Raw genomic sequence first — 18,604 nt, 5'->3', positions numbered from 1 at the left:
GGCGAAGATTTAGAAAGGGGTCGAGGTTAGCCCGGGCCTCCGTTGGAGGAAGACGCATGGCTTCTTGCATATTTTAATTGGGCGTCAGGATTGATCAGGGATTGCGCAAAAACACCACATACCCGCGAAACCACTCACTCCCCTTCAAATACCCCGGCGCCGTCCATTCCCCGCCCTGGATCAAGCCGATCTTGAACGGCAGTCCCAGCCGATTCATCCGTGGCAGATACGCGGCGTAATCCGGGATGCTCTGGCGCCCCTGATACGTCTGCACCACCACCTCATCCACCACGCCGTTGAGCCGGGCGATGGCGGTTGGGTCGGCGTTGCTGCTCCAGTCCATCAGGCCGGTGATGCTCAGGCGCAGGTCGGCGGGCAGGCGCTGGCGCAGGTCGCGCAGGAAGTCGGCGTATTCGTGCAGGTACTGGGTGCGGGCGTCGAAGTCGATCTGGATGCCGATCACCGGGTTGCCGGCGTCGCGCCAGCGTTGTACCTGGCCGAGCAGTTGGGTGTAGACGCGGTCCGGCCAGCGCAGGGTGTGGGCGCGGTAGACCAGCCAGATGTCACCCTGGGTGATGCGCGGCACGCTTATGCCCTGGGCGATCAATTGCACGCCGCGTTGGGGCGCGCGGCGGGTGGCGTTGATCTGGCCCTGGAGGATGTACAGGGTGTTTGCCTGCTTGAGCACTGGCTGCGGCGTGACCCCGCTCCACAGCCAGAAGGCGTCATAGTCGCGGGCGTCGACCGCGCCGAAAGCCGGGCTTGCCAGCAACAGCAAGCCGAGCCACAGCGGTTTCACCAGTAGTACTGCAGGGATTTGCCCCACTGCGTGTCGGCAAAGCCCGTCTTGAGTTGACGGAACCAGGCCTTGCGCACGGCCGGTGCGACGTCTTCGCCGCCGCAGCTGTTATAGCCGGCGGGCGCGTAGCAGTTGATGGCGCGGAACAGCGCGTAGGCTTTGTCGGTTTTCGGCGCCTTGGGGTTGCCGATCACCTGTTGGTAGCCGTCGAGCCGCGAGAAGGTGTCACCCTTGAAGTCCGATGGCGTGCTGCCCAGGCTGCCGGCGGCGCGTGCCTGTTCAAGGGGCATGCCGTCGAGGTTGTTGCGCAGGATGAACTCGCCGAAGCAGTTCAGGCCTTGTGGGTTTTTCGCGTCGTTCTGCAAGGTCGCGGCGGTTTGCGCGATGCTCGGGCAGGCGTAGCCGGATTCGGCTTTTTCGCCGTTCCACTGGAACAGTTTCAACGTCTGGCTGGCGCTGTAGACATAACCCAGGCTGGTACCCAGCTTGTCGTCCGGGGCCGACGCCGGCAGTTGCTTGAGGTCGTCGTCGAAGGTGGCGAACTGGCCGCGCAGCAGGTCTTTATAGAGCAGCACGAATTGGGCGGTCTGGCGCTCCAGCGGGTCATGGGCCTGGGCGATCTGTTGGCGCAGCAAGTCCGGCCCGGCGATGTGGCGCAGCAGGATGTAGCGCACCTGTTTGGCGCTGATCGGCGAATCGGCGGCGAACACCTTGGCCAACTGGCCGCTGCGTTCGTAATTCATCGCCAGTGCCAGCTCCAACTGGTCGCGTTGCAGCGGTTGCTTGGCCAGCGGCAGCAGTTGCAGCCACAGGGTTTCGGCGGCTTTCCAGTCTTGCTTGGCTTCCAGGGCCAGGCCGCGCAGGGTCTGTTGGCTGAAGGCGAAGTAATCCGGGTTCGACGGCACGTCCTGGGGCAGGTGTTTCAACGCGTTGTCGGGTTGATGCTCGACGTACAGGGCATACGCCGCTTGCAGGTAGTCGAACAGCGCCGGCGCGTCGGCAAACACGGCTTTTTGCTGATCGAGGTCGGCGCGGCTGAGGGCCGGCGGCGTGTGAGCGCGCATCCGCATCAGGTCGCTGACGAGCAGGATCATCGGGTTCTGGACTGCCTTGCCGTTGACCATCAGCAGCTTGACGTCGGCTTCGGCCACCAGCTCATCCACGGACACATTGCGCTGGGCGTCGGTGGCCTGGGTCAGTTGCCAGGCATAGGCCTCGGCGAGCTTGGCTTGATCGTCCGCCAACCAATACACCCGGCGCAGCAGGCCACGGGCGGAGGCGACGTAATCACCCTGTGGATAAGTCTTCAGGTAACCGAGGAAGCCTTCTTCGGCGTCGCTCAGGGCGGACTTATCCACATGCTCGAGTTGCGGCATGCCGTATTCGTCGAAGGCGTCGGCCTGCGCCTGGTTCAGTGACGTCCGCGCGGTCATGTACAGCGCGGTTTCCTTCAGCCAGGGCACATTGCTGGTGCTGGCGCCGGCGAAACCGCGCTCGGCGTCGCTGAAACGGCCGCTATAGAAGTCGGCGGCGGCCTGCAGATAAGTGCGGAACAATTGGCCTTCGCTGGATTGGATCTGCTGTGCATCCAGCACTTGGCCTTCCCAAGAACAGGCCGTGAGCAATTGCAAACGCGCCTTCACCAGTAGCTCGCGTTCGGCTGCCGGCATGTCGGCCTTGAGCACCTGGCGGATAAACGCGGTGGCGCTGTCATCGTCGTTGCTGCGGCAGCGGCTGCCTTCGCCATTCAGGAAGTCAGCCCCCGCCGATTTGTATTCGTCGCGCTTGATGCCCAAAGGCTGGAGCAGGGTGTCGAGTTCGGCGCTGGGCGAGGTGTGCGATGTGTTATCCGCTTCGGCCGGCGCGGCGGCGATCGGCACCAGGCGGTACACCGGGAACGGCACCGGACCGAAGCCTTGGGACAGGTCGTCTTCGCTCAAGGCGTTCGGCGTCAGGGGCGCGGCTTTTTTGTCGGCCAGCAACAGGCGCAGGTTGGTTCGGCTGTCATTGCCGGGGCTCAGGAACGGCAGGTTGTTGCAGGTGTCCAGGCTGTCCCGCGAGACCCTCCAGTCGGGGTAGCACGAGTCGTCGGAGCTGGCGAGTGCCGGCAGGGAGAGACCGGCGAGCAGGGCCAGTGCCAGGGGTGACAGAAAACCGATGTGCATGACGTGTCCTTGATCCTGAGTCCTTGGAGGTCGGCAATCATAACGTGATCCGGCGAAGGCTTCGGCAAAGGCCTACAAAAAATGCTGATTTGTCTGACTGGGGGTAGTGGCAATTTAACTCCGCTGCCCTAGACTGCGCACATCGTCAGGGAGGTCGAGTGTATGAAGCAGTTATGTAGATCGGTACTGGGATTTTCCTGCTTGGTGGGCCTGGCGCCGATGGTCATGGCGGACGATCCGCTGTTGGACCACGCGCCCGCAGCGGCCGTCAGCGCCGACAGCGAAGCCCGTGGTGTATTGCGCGCCCGTGACCAGGCGATGCTTGCCAGTGAATTGTCGGGGCGGATTGTCGAACTGCCGTTCAGCGAGGGCGAGTCGTTCAAGAAAGGCGACACCCTGGCGCGTTTCGATTGCTCGGCCTACCAGGCCCAACTCAATGCCGCCTCGGCCGCCAGCCGTGGCGCCGGCGAAGAACTGGCCCACAACAAACAACTGGCGGCGCTGAATTCGGTCGGCCGGTTCGAAGTGGCCCGCGCCGAAGCCAAACTCACCGAAACCCAGGCCCAGTCCCAGGTCTATCAGGTGCAGGTCAAGCGTTGCAGCGTGCTGGCGCCGTATGACGGCCAGGTGGTGCAGCGCAAAGTCCAACGCTATGAAAGCGTCTCGGCCGGCGCACCGCTGCTGGAAATCGTCGACAACCGCAGCCTGGAGATCCACCTGCTGGTGCCGTCGCGCTGGATGGGCAAACTCAAGCCCGGGCAGACGTTCAGCTTCACCCCCGACGAAACCGGCCAGGCATTCAACGCCACCGTCAAACGCCTTGGCGCGCGCATCGACGAAGGCAGCCAGACCCTGTTGCTGGTCGCGACCTTGCCCAATGCCAATGGGTTGATGGCCGGCATGAGCGGCACCGCGCACTTTGCACAACTGCAATGAACGCACCGATGACGGGCAATGCCGAGCGGGTATTCGCGCAGTTTCTCGAGTTGGAACGCCAGACCCGCGCCGCCCAGAGCATTGAGCAATTGGCCTACAGCCTGGTCAATGATGGGCAACCGCTGTTCGGCTATCGCCATGCGGCGCTGTTGATCGCCGGCAAGGTGCGGGCGGTGACGGCGGTGAGCAGCGTCGACCCGAACGCGCCGTTTGTGGCCTTCGTCGAGCAGGCCGTGGCCCAATTGCACAAACACGGACTGGGCCAGACCGCCCGGGAAGTGCCGGCCGCGCAATTGAGCGCGCAACTGCAGGTCGACTGGCAGAGCCTGTCCGCCGGCCATGTGTTCTGGTTGCCCTTGATCGACCCGCAAGGCCGCGTGTTCGGCGGTGTGTGGCTGGCGCGGGATACGCCCTGGAACCCGGCCGAGCAAGTGCTGCTGGCGCAGTTGGGCGACACCTACAGCCACGCTTGGCGTGCGCTGCAACCGCGGCAGCCGTGGCGCCTGCGCCTGACCCGCAAACGCCAGGTGCTGGTGGTCGTCGCGTTACTGCTGATGCTGCTGATTCCGGTGCGCCAATCGGTACTGGCGCCCGCCGAAGTGGTGCCGTTGGCCGGCCAGGTGGTAGCGGCGCCGCTGGACGGGGTGATCGCCGAGTTCCTGGTCAAGCCCAACCAGACGGTGAAAACCGGCGACCTGCTGCTGCGCTTCGAAAGCACCACCCTCACGGCCCAGGCCGATGTGGCCGCGCGTGCCCTGGGCGTGGCCGAAGCGGAGCTCAAGGCCAATTCCCAGCGCGCCTTTGCCGATGCCGAATCGAGTTCGCGTATCGACCTGCTGGCGGCCCGGGTCGAGCAAAAACGCGCCGAGCGCGACTACGCCCGCGAACTGCTCAAGCGCAGCGAAGTACGCGCCGAGCGTGACGGTATCGCGGTGTTTGCCGACGCCGAACGCTGGACCGGCAAACCGGTACAGACCGGCGAGCGTCTGCTGCAGATCGCCGACCCCGGCCAGGCAGAGTTGCGCATCGAACTGGCGGTGGGCGATGCCATCGCATTGGCGCCCGACGCCCAGGTTGCGCTGTTCCTCGACAGCGACCCGTTGCAGCGCCACCTCGCCACCTTGCAACGCGCCGCCTACGAGGCGCAGCCCACGCCCGGCGGGCAACTCGCCTATCGCCTCGATGCGCGCTTCGATGAGGCACCGCCACGCATCGGCCTGCGCGGCACGGCGAAGCTCTTCGGTGAGCGCGCGCCCCTGGCCCTGTACCTGTTGCGTCGGCCATTGGCCGGCTTGCGCCAGAGCGTTGGCCTCTGATGAACCTGCCCCCACTGCGCGAAGACCTGCAACTGTCCAGCGCCGGCGCGGCCCTGGACGGCTCGCCGCGCTGGACCCTGGCCGACCCGGTGCGCGGGCGTTACTTCAAGCTCGGCGCCACCGCCATTCGGCTGCTGCGCCACTGGTCCCTGGGCGACCCGCAACACGTCCTGCAAGCCGCCAACCGTGAGCCGGGCCTGCCCCTGGGCGCCAGTGAAGTGGATGAGCTGCTGAGCTTCCTGCGCGCCCATGACCTGATCGCCGCGCTGGACCCGCAGCAACGTGCCAGTTACGCCTACAAGGCCGCCGCTCGTAAGCAAAGCCTGTGGCAAATCCTGCTGCACCAATATTTGTTCTTCCGCATCCCGCTGTGGCGCCCGGACGCGTTCCTCAACCGCGCCTGGCCGTGGCTGGCGCGCTTCGGGCCGGGGCTGTTGCGCTACGGTTTGCCGCTGACCCTGGGCCTGGGCGTGTTTCTGGTGGCGCGGGACTGGCAGCGCTTTCTGGCGACGTTCCCGCACCTGTTCAGCCTCGGCGGTGCCCTGGCGTTTGGCGTGGCGCTGTTCTTCGCCAAGCTGTGCCATGAATTCGGCCATGCCTTCATGGCCAAGCGCGCCGGGTGCCGCGTGCAAAGCATGGGTGTGGCGTTCATGGTGTTGCTGCCGATGTTCTACACCGATGTAAGTGATGCCTGGCGGGTCAATGATCGGCGTGCGCGATTGCTGATCGGCGCCGGTGGGGTGATGGCCGAGTTGCTGCTGGCCTGCGTGGCCTTGCTGGCCTGGTCGCTGCTGCCGGACGGCGCGGCGCGCACGGCGGCGTTCATGTTGGCCAGTGCGACGTGGCTGACCACCCTGGCGATCAACCTCAACCCGTTCATGCGTTTCGATGGTTATTTTTTGATCAGCGACCTGTGGGGCGTCGACAACCTGCAAGGTCGCGCCTTCGCCCTTTGCCGCTGGCGCCTGCGCGAGTGGTTGTTCGGCTATGGCGAACCGGCGCCGGAACCCTGGGCGCCGAACATGCAACGGCGCCTGCTGTGGTGGGGTTACCTGGCCTGGTTGTGGCGGGCGGCGCTGTTCCTGGGGATCGCCCTGGCGGTGTATCACCTGTTCTTCAAGCTGCTGGGGATCTTCCTGATGCTGGTGGAACTGGTGTGGTTCATCGGCCTGCCGATCTTCAAGGAGTGGCGCGAATGGTGGAGTCGCCGCAGCCAGGCCCATGCGCCGCGGGTGCTGCTCAGCGGCCTGGGCCTGCTGTTGATCGTGCTGGCCCTGGTGGTGCCGTGGCGCAGTGCCGTGGAGTTACCGAGCATGCTCGAGGCCGGGCGCGCCAGTGCCTTGCACGCGCCAGTGGCGGCGCGGGTGAAACAGTTGCGGGTGGTGGATGGGCAAGTCGTGACCCAGGGCCAGGTGCTGATCGAATTGGAATCGCCGGATTTGGATGCGCGGCAAAGCATCGTGCGCCGCGAAGTGGAGATCCTGCAGTTGCAGATGCGTCGCCAGGCCGGACGCAGTGAAACCGCGGCCGACGCCGGGATCAACGATCAGCGCCTGTCCCAGGCCCTGGCCGAATACCGCGGGCTTGCCGCCCAGCGCGAACGCCTGCTGTTGCGTGCGCCCCATGCCGGCACCGTGCGCGACGTGCTGCCGCAGTTGAGCGTGGGCCGCTGGCTGTCGCCTAAAGACGCGCTGGCGCGAGTGGTCGAGGAGGGCGCGCGCCTGCGCGGGTATCTGGCGGAAGCCGAGCTGTGGCGGGTGACGCCTGGGGCGAGCGGGCGCTTTATCGCCGATGACCCGATGCGCGCCGCCATCCCGGTGGTGCTGACCGATATCGATGCCAACGGCGTGGCCTATCTGGACCAGGAAGCCCTGACCTCCGACCACCACGGGCCGATTGCCGTGCGCCGCGACGAAAACCAGCGCCCGGCGCCGGTGCAGGCGCAGTACGGCGTGCGGTTGCGCAGTGCGCAACCGATCGCCACCCCCCATCAACCGCTGCGCGGCGTGGTGGTGTTGCAAGGGCGCAGCGAGTCGGTGCTGGGCGTGGCCTGGCGTCGAGCGGCGGCCTTGGGCGTGCGGGAAAGCGGATTCTGACAGGAGTGCAAAGGCATGTTGAACAAGGACGGCGCTTTGGCGCAGGGCCTGGTGGTGCGCCCGTCACGGCCCACCGACGGGCCATTTCTGCAAAGCCTCTACCGCTCGGCGCGTGCCGATTTGCAGTGGATCGACGGTGAGCAGGGGCTGGTCGAGGCGGTGATCGCGCAACAGTTTCAAGTGCAGGAAAACGGCATGGGCGAGCATTTTCCCGGGGCCTTGCATTATGTGATCGAAAAACTCGACACGCCCATTGGCGCCCTGAGTGCCGATTTCGGCCCGAATGAAATCCGTGTGCTGTACCTGGCGTTTATCCCCGCTGCCCGAGGCCAGGGTTTTGGCCGCGCAGTACTGCACGGCGTGCAACGGGCCGCGCAGCAGGTGTGTTGCCCGGTGGCCACGGTGGTGTGGGCGAGCAACCCCCATGCGCGCCAGCATTACCTGGCGCTGGGGTTTCGGTTGGAGGAAGAGACGCCCGCCGCGCAGCGGCTGGTGTGGTACCCGTCTCAGTTGAACACGATGCAGAAATAACCGCGGGCGTTGTCGCGGCCCATGGCGGGTTCGCGGGACACAAACACCTGCTCCAGGCAGGTCTGCGCCAGCGGCAAACGGCAGAGGCCGTCGACGAAATCCGTCGGCTCCAGGCTGTCGAGCAACACGCTGAAGGCCGTGCGCGGGCTGCCCGGCACGCTGGCTTTGGGCGCATCAGTCACCTGTTGGATCTGGATCGGCAGCGCCGACCCATCCGGCAGGTACAACACACTCGTGCGCGCAAGCAGAGGGCGAAAGTGCTCGGGGGTGACCAGGTTCAACATACATCGGCTCCGTGTCAGAGAGGCCGAGGCCCAAGTGCCCCGGCCCGGGTGCGGGTCAGTCGCGTGACGGGAAGACCCCGTTCAGGGCAATGCTGAAGTTGATCACCAGGAACGGGTTCATCGTGTCCATGGGCAACCCTTGGCCGGCCAAGGCCAGCGTGCCGGTCAAGCTTGTGCTGACGCCTTTGAGCGGTACCGGGCTGGCGCCCTGCTGGTCGGAAAAGATCGAGGCACTGCCCGGCCCGCCGCCGGAGGCGCCGATAAACGCGTTGGCGGCGCTCGGCGCTGTAAGCGGGTTGCTGGCGGTGGCGGCCAGTTGCACCGCCGCGCTGACTGCCAGCGCCGCCGTGCTATGGGTGTGCGTGGGTAGGTTGGCCTGGGTGGCCATCACACTTTCGACGCCGTCGACGTCGCCGATCAACCGCTGCGACAGGCCCGGGCCATTGCCTTGGCCGATGGGTAGGCGACCTTGCAGGTCAGGCAGCTTGAAGGTTTGCGTGCCGTCCCCGCCATATGTCGTGCCGATCAGCGCGTACAGCGCCTGGTATTGGCTGATGGGCAGGAGCTGGCCGGCGCAGAAGGCCCAGTTTCTTGGGGCGAAATTAAAGGCGAAAGGTTGGATGGTGCCGATGAATACTTCCATGAATCGTTCATCCTTGTGTGAGCTGTTCAAGGGGATATAAAGCCAGTCGATCCGGCTTCATCGCAGAGCGTAGACGCAGGTTTTGAGCGCTGCCTGCCGGTTGCGAAACAACGAGCGAATCCGGGGCTTTTGTCCTAGAGTGGCGCTTGTTTGCGCATGCGCAGGTTTGGCCCTGGAAATGGGCAGTGGCGGGGGAATCGGGGTGCGACGGTCTGTGGTAGAGCAAGACGACAACGTTGGGGTGATTTCTGCTGTCAATCGCCTCGCAAAGGGCCGTGACGGTGGCGATTGGTTGCGCCAGTTATGGTGGGTGCCGATTCTGGCGCTGGCGCTGGCCGTGCGTTTTTATGGCCTGACGGCCGCGGCGATCTGGGGCGACGAAGGCTCGAGCCTGCTGCTCAGCCAATATGCGGCGACCGACCTGTGGTTTCACGCCGCCCACGATGTGCATCCGCCGTTGTATTTCTTCTTGCTGCGCGGCTGGATCGAGCTGTTCGGCGACGGCATCTGGTCGATTCGCAGCATGAGTGCGATTCCCGGTGTGGTCGTGGTGGGCCTGGGCATCTGCCTTGCGCGGCAGTTGTCCACCCTTCGTGCCGCCGTGCTGGCGGGTGTGCTGCTGGCGCTGTTTCCCAGCGCGGTGCGCTACAGCCAGGAAGTGCGTATGTACTCGCTGCTCGGCGTGTGGCTGCTGGGCGCGACGCTGGCGTTGGTGTATTGGGTGCGCCAACCCGAGCGCACGCGCTACCTGCTGGGGTATGGGCTGCTGATGGCCGCCGGTTTCTATACCCATTACTTCACCGCGTTGTGTGTGTTGGTGCATTGGGCCTGGCTGGGCCTGTTGAGTGCGTCCCAGCCCCCCGGCCGGCGCTTGATCACGCGTCCGGCATGGTGGGCGGCCAACGTCGCGATCGTGCTGGTGTACCTGCCTTGGCTGCCGAACCTGGTGGGCCTGGTGCAGCATGTCGAGCAGCTCAAGGTCGGCGGCGACATCGGCTGGGAAGAGCCGATCAACCAGTTCTCCGTGCCGTCGATGATCTGGCAGTTCATGTTGCAGGACGAAGGTCTTGGCTTATCGCCTGTGCTGTTCTGGTCATTCCCGCTGCTGCTGGTGGCCGTGGTCGGCGTCTGCGCCTGGCGCGATCAGACGCGCTACCGGCCGGCCGGTCTGTTGGCGCTGTTTTTCTTGCTGCCGTTGCTGCTGGTGTACGGGGTGTCGTTTATCTCGTCGGTGTTTATCGAGCGTTACCTCACCGTCTATGCCCTGGCTTTGCCGATCATCCTGGCGCTGGCCATCGACCGCCTGCCCGGACGTCTTTCATGGCTGGGCGCGGCATTGTTCGTGCTGTGCGTCGGTGTGGAACTGCTGGGGGTGAAGAACAATGCCACCGTGGATGTGGATGATCAGTTCAACGTGCCGGTGGAGTTCGTCAATCGCAACTACCAGGAAGGTGACCGCATCGTCCTCAGCGACATGCTGTGGTACCTCAGCTACGTGTATTACGACCGGACCGACGCCCAATTGCAGCTTTACACCCCGCCCAAACCGGATGGCACGCCGACGCGGCCGAACTCCTATGGTTTTGGCACGCTGGTGGATCAGGACGGCGGGCGTATTTACCTCGACCGTTTGTCGGCATTACCGGCCGATACCCAGCGTGTCTGGCTGATCAGCAGCAACGAAGCACCGGACGATTTTGCGCCGCTACCGGACGGATGGCGTGAAAAAATGCAGCAGGACGGGGGCGGTGCCAGGGCGCGATTATTCGTGCTATGCCTCGGCCCAGAGCCTTCGCAGCCAGAGGCCTGCCGCTAATATCCATTTGGAATGAAGGGAATATCAAAACAGTGGCATTTGACCACTAGTGATCTCTTTAATCATCAGTTACGATTCGTATACAAATGGATTTTGTCCTACAAAAGTGGTGAAGGGATGCAGTATCACTTTATCTCCGGTTTGCCCCGCTCCGGTTCGACGCTGCTGTCTGCGATCCTCTTGCAGAACCCGCGCTTTCACGCTGGCATGAGCAGCCCCGTGGGCACTCTGTTCAACGGCGTGCTGGGGCAATGCAGTGCTGGCAGCGAGTTCGGCTCGGTCATCGATGCCAACACCCGGCGCCGCTTGCTGCGCGGGTTGTTCGATGCCTATTACGCCGACCGCGCCCCTGTGCCGGTGGTGTTCGACACCAATCGCCAATGGTGCGCCCGCATGCCGGCGCTGCACGACCTGTTCCCCCAGGCCAAGGTCATTGCCTGCGTGCGTAACGTGGCGTGGATCATGGACAGCCTCGAGCGTGTGTACCGCGCCAACCCCTTCGAAAACACCAAGCTGTTCAACGACGACGTCGAGCGCAACACCGTCTACAGCCGTGTCGAAACCCTTGGCCAGCGCAATCGCCTGGTGGGGTACGCCTGGTCGGCGCTCAAAGAGGCGTACTACGGTGAACACGCCGACTCGATGCTGGTGGTCGACTACGATTTGCTCTCCCAGGCCCCCGAGCGGGTCATGCGGCTGGTCTACGAATTTATCGGCGAGCCCTGGTTCGAGCACGATTTCGAGCACCTGAGCTACGACGCGCCGGACTTCGACGACGCCCTCGGTGTGAGCGGTTTGCATCGGGTCAAACCGAAGGTGGAACTGCAGCCCCGGCGGACCATCCTGCCGCCCGATCTCTTCGAGCAGTTCGCGCATATGTCTTTTTGGCGTGATGGCACTTCCAGCGCCGCCAATGTGATCCGTACCAAAGCCGATGCCGCGATCAGTTGATCGCGGTTTTTTTCATTGCGCAAATCAGCATTCGACCGACGGGTGAGCAGCATGTGGTGGAACAACCTTAAGGCACGGCCAGCAACAACCAATGCCAGCACCCTGGCGACGCCGATGATTATGTCCCTGGAACCGCGCATGCTGTTCGACGGCGCAGTGGCCGCCACCGTGGCCGATGCGGCCCAGGCCGACAGCCACGCCACCGCAGATGCTGCGGCCAAGGCGCCGACGACCACCGAACACGCCGCCACCGGTAGCGAAAGCCACCCGCAGTCCGACGCGCCCGCCACTCCCGCACCGGTTGCCGTGCCGGGGCAGAGCGTGGTGTTTGTCGATGCCCGCGTGAAGGATTCCGCCGAGCTGCTCAACGGCGTTGCCCCCGGCACCCAAGTGGTGCAACTGGACGCGAGCAAGGACGGCCTGCAGCAGATCGCCGATTACCTGGGCAGCCATCAGGGCGTCAGCTCGGTGCAGATCATCGCCCACGGCAATGCCGGTGATCTATGGCTGGGCAGCACCTATTTGTCCGCCGACAACGTCGCAGCCCGCAGCGAAGTGCTGGCGCAGATCGGCCAGGACATGAACGTGGGCGGCGATATCCTGATCTACGCCTGCAACACCGCCGCCAGCGACAAGGGCATCAACTTTGTCGACTCCCTGGCGCAACTGACCGGGCGCGATGTTGCCGCGTCCACCAACCGCACCGGCCTGGGCGGCGACTGGACCCTGGAAGTCGCCACCGGCTCCATCGAAAGTCATACGGCGTTGTCGTACCAGGCGATGTCGGCATACCAATACGGCCTGGCAAACATCACGGTGACCAGCGCCGCAGACAGCGGTGCCGGCACACTGCGCCAGGCCCTGACCGATGTGGGTGTCGGCGAGACCGTCACCTTCAGCACCCCGGGCATGACGGTCAATCTGGACACGCAGTTGGTCATCGCTAAAAACCTGACCATCGATGGCGACCTGAACAACGATGGCGTTGCTGATGTGACCCTCAGCGGGCAGCACAAGACCCAGGTGCTCAAGGTTAACAGCGGTGTCACCGCGACCTTGGACGGCTTGGTTATCACCCAGGGTCTAGCGGCTGGCAACGGCGGCAATGGCAGCGCCAATAGCAGCGGTGCCACCGCAGCCAATTTGTTGGGGGCGGGGATAAGTAACTTCGGTGTCCTGACCCTGAATAATGTCAGCGTGACAGCGAACGCGGCCTCAGGCGGCGGCGGTGGTGGTGGCGCGGGCGTTGGTAATGCCAGCGGTGGCGGTGGTGGTGGCGGCGCGTTGGGCGGCGGCATCGGCGGGACTGGCGGCAACTCCGGGGCCAACCTGTACGCCGGTATCGCAGGTTCAACCAACCTTGGGGGGGCAGGCGGGGGCGCCTACACCATGGGCGGTCGCGGCGGTTCGAGCGTCGGTGGCGCCGGCTCGACCGGTGTCGGGGGTTATACCAACGGCTCCGCGGGTGGCACAGCGAGCTCTGGCGCCTTGTCGATCGGCGGCGGCGGGGGTGGTTCCGGCTGGGATGGTGCTGGTGGCAAGGGCGGCGGAGCGGCTGGCGGTATCTACAACGCCAGCGGCGCCACCCTGACCATCGTCGGCACCAGCTCGATTACCGGTAACATCGGTGCCGGCGGCGGCGGCGGTGGCGGTTCGGCTACCGGCAGCGGCACTACTCTGAATGGCGGTGACGGTGGCCTGGGTGTCGGTGCCATCTGGAACAAAGGCACGGTATTGATCACGGCGGCCAACTTCGCCGCGCTGGGCGGTTCGGCCAACACCGGTGCCAGTGGTAACGGAGGCTTGGCTACCAACGCCTCGGCGGGCAGCAAACCCACAGCAGTCAACGGTCTGTTCAACGATATCGGCGGAACGGCGAACACCGCTTACAATCCGGCCCCGGTCGCGACCATCGTGGTCAGCAACACCGCGCAGCACATCGGCAGCACCTCGCAGGTGACCATTACCTTCAACCAGGCCGTGACCGGCTTTACCAGCGCCGATCTGACGATCAGCAACGGTACCCTGGGCACCCTGACTACCAGCGACAACATCACCTACACCGCGACCTTTACGCCGAGCGCGAGCGTGACCAGCGCCACCAACCAGATTGTCCTCGACAATACCGGCGTCACCGCCACGTCGACGGGGACACCAGGGACCGGCACCACCTCGTCCAACACCTTCAGCATCGATACCGTGCGCCCAACCGCGACCGTTACGGTCGTTGCGCCGACGTTGAGCACCACGGTCAACTCGACGGTGAACATTACCTTCAGCGAAGCGGTGAGCGGTTTCAGCCTTACTGACATGTCGGCGTCCAACGGCACCCTGAGCAACCTGACCACCAGTGACAATATCCACTGGACCGCGACCCTGACACCGAGCGCCAGCAACAGCAGCAGCGGCAATGTCGTTACCCTGGACAACACCCTCTATACCGATACCGCGACCAACGCCGGTACCGGCACGACCACGTCCAACACCTATGCGATCGACACGGTGCTGCCGACCTCGACCATTGTGGTGTCCGATACCGCACTGAGTATCAGCGGTAACACGTCCCTGGTGACCATCACCTTCAGCGAGGCGGTCACCGGGCTCACCGTCGGCGCCTTCACGGTCGCCGACGGCATCCTGAGCAACTTGGGCAGCAACGACGGTGGTCTCACGTGGACCGCAACCCTGACTGCGACCCCTGGGGCCTCCCATACCGGCAATGTCATCACCCTGAACAACACCGCGGTCAGTGATGGCGCGGGCAACGCCGGCAGTGGCACCACCAATTCCAACACCTATGCGGTCGACACCGCGCGGCCGAGCGCGACTGTCGTGTTCGCCAACACCAACCTGGGCATCGGCCAGACCTCGCTGGTGACCATCACCTTCAGCGAAGCCGTGACCGGGTTCACCAACGCCGACCTGATAGTGTCCAATGGCACCCTGAGCGCGGTCAGCAGCAACGACGGTGGTACCACCTGGACCGCCACCTTTACCCCGACGGCGAGTATCGTCAGCGCGAGCAACCACATCACCCTGGACAACACCGGGGTCCAGGACGTGGCGGGCAACGCCGGCAGCGGCACTACCACGTCGAACAACGTGGCCATCGACGGCGTGCGTCCGACCGCCACGGTGGTGGTCGCCAGCAGCACATTGGCGATAGGCCAGACCTCGCAGGTCACCGTGACGTTCAGTGAAGCTGTCGTCGGTTTCACCAACGCCGACCTGACCGTCGCCAACGGTACGTTGAGTGCGGTGAGCTCCAGTGACGGCGGTATCACCTGGCATGCGACTTTCACCCCAACGGCTAACATCACCAATACGTCCAACCTGATTACCCTGGACAACACCGCCTACAGCGACACCAGCGGCAACACCGGCACCGGCACCAGCGACTCCAATAACTACGTCATCGATACCGTGCGCCCCACCGCGACCATCGTGGTCGCCGACCCAGCGCTGACCGCTGGCGAAACGTCGCTGGTGACGATCACCTTCAGCGAAGCCGTGACTGGCTTCACCCTCGCCGACCTGACGGCAAGCCACGGCAGCCTGAGCAGCCTGAGCAGCGCCGACGGCGGCATCACCTGGACCGCGACCTTCACCCCAGGGACGAACACCAACAGCGCGAGCAACGTGATCACCCTGGCCAACACCGGCATCGCCGACCTGTCCGGCAACGCAGGCGCGAGCACCACCAACTCGGCGAATTACACCGTCGATACGGTGTTGCCTTCGGCGACCATCGTGGTGGCCAACCCGACGCTGAAAATCGGTGACTCCTCCCAAGTGATGATTACGTTCAACGAGGCCGTGACCGGTTTCAGCAATGCCGACCTGACGATCACCAATGGCACCTTGAGCGCGGTCAGCAGCAGCGACGGCGGCATTACCTGGGGCGCGACGTTCACCCCGAGCAGCGCGATCAGCGACGCCACCAACCAGATCACCCTGGACAACAGCGGCGTCCAGGCGGCGGTGTCGGGTAATGTCGGCGTCGGTACCAGCAATTCCAATAACTACGCCATCGACACCCAACGCCCGACCGCGACGGTGGTGGTGAACAACGACCACCTGGGGATCGGCGGCTCGTCGCTGGTGACCATCACTTTCAGCGAAGCAGTGACCGGGTTCAGCCTGGCCGATCTGACCACCGACAATGGCACCCTGAGCAGCCTGAGCACCAGCGACAACATCACCTATACCGCGACGTTGACGCCTGTGGCAGGCATCTCTCAGAACAACAATCACATTGTCCTGGATAACACCGGTGTGATCGATGGCGTCGGTAACGTCGGGTCTGGCACCACGTCGTCCAACGCCTATATGATCGACAGCCAGCGGCCAACGGCGACCATCGTGATGGCCGACCCTGTGTTGAGTGCCGGCGAAACTTCCTTGGTCACGGTCACGTTCTCGGAAGCCGTCAGCGGTTTTGACAACAGCGACCTGAACGCACCCAACGGCACCCTCTCGACAGTCAGCAGCGCGGATGGCGGCGTCACCTGGACGGCGACTTTCACACCGACCGGCAACGTCCGCGACACCACCAACCTGATCAGCCTGAACAACGCCGGCTACACCGACCTGGCCGGCAACGCCGGCAGCGGTGTCACCAACTCGGGTAACTTCACCATCGACACGGTGCAGCCGAGCGCAACCATCGTCGTCGCCGACAATGCCCTGAACATCGGCGACACCTCGCTGGTCACCATTACCTTCTCCGAAGCGGTCAGCGGTTTTACCAACGCCGACCTGACGATCGCCAACGGCACGCTGACCTCCGTCAGCAGCAACGACGGCGGCGTGACCTGGACGGCGACCCTCACGCCGAGCAGCGCGATCAGCGACACCAGCAACGTGATCACCCTGGACAACAGCGGTGTGCAAAACGGCTCCGGCAACAGCGGCAGCGGCACCACCGATTCGAACAACTACGCCGTCGACACCGTGCGCCCAACGGCCACCATCGTGGTCGCGAACCCGGCCCTCGGCGTGGGTGACAGCTCACTGGTGGTGATCACCTTCTCGGAGGCGGTCACCGGGCTCAGCAACGCCGATCTGACGATCAACAACGGCACTTTGAGCACCGTGAGCAGCGCGGACGGCGGCGTGACCTGGACCGCGACGTTCACCCCGACGTCCGGCATCACCGACACCAGCAACGTGATCACCCTGGACAACACCGGCATCGCCGATCTGGCGGGCAACAGCGACAGCGGCACCACCGACTCGAACAACTACACCATCGACAGCCAGCGGCCAACGGCGACCATCGTGATGGCCGACCCTGTGTTGAGTGCCGGCGAAACCTCCTTGGTCACGGTCACCTTCTCGGAAGCCGTCAGCGGTTTTGACAACAGCGACCTGAACGTCGCCCATGGCACCCTGAGCGCGGTCAGCAGCAGCGACGGCGGCATCACCTGGACGGCTCTCTTCACACCGGCGGCGGGTATCCGCGCCGCCAGCAACGTGATCACCCTGGCCAATACCGGCATTGCCGACCTGGCCGGCAACGCCGGTACGGGAACGACCGACTCGGCCAACTACAGCATCGACACCGTGCTGCCGACGGCGACCATCGTGGTCGGCGACACCGCCCTCAAGGCCGGCGAGACCGCCCCGGTGACCATCACCTTCTCCGAGGCTGTCAGCGGTTTCACCCTGGCCGACCTGAGCGTGGCCAACGGCGTGCTGAGCAACCTGGGCTCCAGCGACGGCGGCGTGACCTGGACCGCGACCCTGACGCCGACGGCCGACGTGACCGACACCAGCAACCTGATCAGCCTGGACAACAGCGGCGTACAGACCGCCGCCGGCAACGCGGGCAGCGGCAGCACCGATTCGAACAACTATGCGATCGACACCCAGCGCCCGACCGCGACCATTTCGGTGGCCAACGGCACCCTGGGCATCGGCCAGACCACCACCGTCACCATCGGCTTCAGCGAGGCCGTCAGCGGTTTCGATCTGTCTGACCTGAGCGTGGCCAACGGCGTGCTGTCCAACCTGGCCAGCAACGATGGCGGCAAAACCTGGACCGCCACCCTGACCCCGACGGCGGCGATTACCGATGCGACCAACGTGATCGTGCTGGACGCCGGCCAGGTCAACGATGCTGCCGGTAACGCCGGCAGCGGCATTGCGATCTCGAACAACTTCGCGATCGATGGCGAACGCCCGACGGCGACCATCACCATTGCCAACCCGAACCTGACCGTCGGCCAGACCACCACCGTCACGTTTACCTTCAGTGAAAAAGTCAGCGGCTTCGCGCTGGATGACCTCAGCGTGGCCAACGGCACCTTGTCCAACCTGGCCAGCAACGACGGCGGCAAAACCTGGACCGCGACCCTCACACCGACGGCCAACCTCAACGACCCGAGCAACTTCATCACCCTCGACACCGGCCTGGTGAATGACATGACGGGCAACGCCGGCAGCGGTTATGCCAATTCCAACAACTACGCGATCAACACCATTGCCCTGACCGGCGACCCGCTGTTCCGCGTCACCGAGCCGGCACCGCCACCCGGCGCGCCGGATGTGCCGCTGCAACCGATCGTGTTTGGCCGGCCCGTGGGCGACCTGGGTTCACCCATTGGCTTCCCGGCGTTGTTCGAACAGCGCGAGATGGGCGCGGGCTTGCCGCCTATCGGTAACATCTTCATTCGCAACGGTGCCTTGGCGCCCAGCTTCATTGCCCAGGTGTTCAACAGCGACAGTGGCGCGACCGGCGGCGCGCAGGGCTTCCTCGGTTTTGGCGGCGGCGATGGCGGGGTGTTTGGTTCAAGCACCTTGTCGGGGTTGTTCAATCGCGAGAGTGGCGGCGGGGACAGTGGCCTCAAGGCGTTCGACAGCCGAGCGATCCAGGGCGGCGGTGACGCAGCGCAAGGCCTGCGGGGCGTGTTCGGCGCCCCGACCCTGGGCCAGCAATTGCAGCAGATCAAAGACGTGGAACAGCGTCAGGTGATTGACCTGGCGAAGGCATTGCAACAGGTCGGCATCAGCGAAATGCAGGCCTGACACACTTAAATCAAGGCGCAGTAACAGGGGCAGTCCAA

11 protein-coding genes are annotated in these 18,604 nt (G+C 64.5%); 7 read left to right on the top strand and 4 right to left on the bottom strand.

Annotated elements, in window-relative coordinates; translation table 11 throughout:
- Positions 1 to 94: 94 nt before the first annotated feature.
- Positions 95 to 799, bottom strand: a complete 705-nt coding sequence (locus tag ACVWZP_RS19900) for a DUF3142 domain-containing protein (protein ID WP_046385125.1) — start codon at positions 797 to 799, stop codon at positions 95 to 97.
- Positions 796 to 2,964: an outer membrane assembly lipoprotein YfiO gene (locus ACVWZP_RS19895; protein ID WP_457370084.1), complete on the bottom strand. Its 2,169-nt coding sequence runs from the start codon at positions 2,962 to 2,964 to the stop codon at positions 796 to 798. The genes ACVWZP_RS19900 and ACVWZP_RS19895 overlap by 4 nt, the downstream gene beginning before the upstream one ends.
- 219 nt (positions 2,965 to 3,183) lie before the next feature.
- On the opposite strand from ACVWZP_RS19895, the gene ACVWZP_RS19890 reads away from it, so the two are divergent.
- The 4 genes from ACVWZP_RS19890 to ACVWZP_RS19875 are packed head-to-tail and all read left to right on the top strand — an operon-like array spanning position 3,184 to position 7,843.
- Positions 3,184 to 3,900, top strand: coding sequence for an efflux RND transporter periplasmic adaptor subunit (locus ACVWZP_RS19890; protein ID WP_262377530.1), 717 nt, complete (start codon positions 3,184 to 3,186; stop codon positions 3,898 to 3,900).
- Complete coding sequence (locus ACVWZP_RS19885; protein WP_457370083.1) at positions 3,897 to 5,216, top strand: efflux RND transporter periplasmic adaptor subunit; 1,320 nt, start codon at positions 3,897 to 3,899, stop codon at positions 5,214 to 5,216. The genes ACVWZP_RS19890 and ACVWZP_RS19885 overlap by 4 nt, the downstream gene beginning before the upstream one ends.
- A complete protein-coding gene (locus tag ACVWZP_RS19880; protein WP_177030625.1) occupies positions 5,216 to 7,312 on the top strand; it encodes a biotin/lipoyl-binding protein in 2,097 nt (698 codons plus the stop codon). The genes ACVWZP_RS19885 and ACVWZP_RS19880 overlap by 1 nt, the downstream gene beginning before the upstream one ends.
- A 15-nt stretch (positions 7,313 to 7,327) precedes the next feature.
- Positions 7,328 to 7,843 (top strand): GNAT family N-acetyltransferase, encoded by a 516-nt coding sequence (locus ACVWZP_RS19875; RefSeq protein WP_046385120.1) that lies wholly within the window; start codon positions 7,328 to 7,330, stop codon positions 7,841 to 7,843.
- On the opposite strand, the gene ACVWZP_RS19870 is transcribed toward ACVWZP_RS19875, so the two are convergent.
- Positions 7,819 to 8,127 carry a hypothetical protein gene (locus ACVWZP_RS19870; RefSeq protein WP_046385119.1) on the bottom strand — a complete coding sequence of 103 codons (309 nt, stop codon included), beginning with the start codon at positions 8,125 to 8,127 and terminating at the stop codon, positions 7,819 to 7,821. The two genes, ACVWZP_RS19875 and ACVWZP_RS19870, sit on opposite strands and share 25 nt — an antisense overlap.
- A gap of 55 nt (positions 8,128 to 8,182) precedes the next feature.
- On the bottom strand, positions 8,183 to 8,770 hold the full coding sequence (locus ACVWZP_RS19865) for a phage tail protein (protein WP_046385118.1): 588 nt from the start codon (positions 8,768 to 8,770) through the stop codon (positions 8,183 to 8,185).
- 202 nt (positions 8,771 to 8,972) lie between these two features.
- Between ACVWZP_RS19865 and ACVWZP_RS19860 the strand changes: the two genes are divergently transcribed.
- The 3 genes from ACVWZP_RS19860 to ACVWZP_RS19850 all read left to right on the top strand — a co-directional run bounded on the left by ACVWZP_RS19860 (position 8,973) and on the right by ACVWZP_RS19850 (position 18,566).
- Positions 8,973 to 10,586, top strand: coding sequence for a glycosyltransferase family 39 protein (locus ACVWZP_RS19860; protein WP_457370082.1), 1,614 nt, complete (start codon positions 8,973 to 8,975; stop codon positions 10,584 to 10,586).
- 117 nt (positions 10,587 to 10,703) lie between these two features.
- Positions 10,704 to 11,537 carry a sulfotransferase family protein gene (locus tag ACVWZP_RS19855; protein ID WP_017845533.1) on the top strand — a complete coding sequence of 278 codons (834 nt, stop codon included), beginning with the start codon at positions 10,704 to 10,706 and terminating at the stop codon, positions 11,535 to 11,537.
- Positions 11,538 to 11,588: 51 nt separating this feature from the next.
- Positions 11,589 to 18,566 (top strand): Ig-like domain-containing protein, encoded by a 6,978-nt coding sequence (locus ACVWZP_RS19850; RefSeq protein WP_457370081.1) that lies wholly within the window; start codon positions 11,589 to 11,591, stop codon positions 18,564 to 18,566.
- Positions 18,567 to 18,604 lie beyond the last annotated feature (38 nt).

The organism is Pseudomonas sp. TE36184, from assembly GCF_054060055.1.
This window is presented reverse-complemented; position numbering and strand designations above follow the sequence as displayed.

Excerpts from the sequence above, each read along its gene's own strand:
- ACVWZP_RS19895 (WP_457370084.1), bottom strand. The coding sequence starts at position 2,964 with ATGCACATCGGTTTTCTGTCACCCCTGGCACTGGCCCTGCTCGCCGGT.
- ACVWZP_RS19890 (WP_262377530.1), top strand. The coding sequence starts at position 3,184 with ATGGTCATGGCGGACGATCCGCTGTTGGACCACGCGCCCGCAGCGGCC.
- ACVWZP_RS19885 (WP_457370083.1), top strand. The coding sequence starts at position 3,897 with ATGAACGCACCGATGACGGGCAATGCCGAGCGGGTATTCGCGCAGTTT.
- ACVWZP_RS19880 (WP_177030625.1), top strand. The coding sequence starts at position 5,216 with ATGAACCTGCCCCCACTGCGCGAAGACCTGCAACTGTCCAGCGCCGGC.
- ACVWZP_RS19875 (WP_046385120.1), top strand. The coding sequence starts at position 7,328 with ATGTTGAACAAGGACGGCGCTTTGGCGCAGGGCCTGGTGGTGCGCCCG.
- ACVWZP_RS19870 (WP_046385119.1), bottom strand. The coding sequence starts at position 8,127 with ATGTTGAACCTGGTCACCCCCGAGCACTTTCGCCCTCTGCTTGCGCGC.
- ACVWZP_RS19865 (WP_046385118.1), bottom strand. The coding sequence starts at position 8,770 with ATGGAAGTATTCATCGGCACCATCCAACCTTTCGCCTTTAATTTCGCC.
- ACVWZP_RS19855 (WP_017845533.1), top strand. The coding sequence starts at position 10,704 with ATGCAGTATCACTTTATCTCCGGTTTGCCCCGCTCCGGTTCGACGCTG.
- ACVWZP_RS19850 (WP_457370081.1), top strand. The coding sequence starts at position 11,589 with ATGTGGTGGAACAACCTTAAGGCACGGCCAGCAACAACCAATGCCAGC.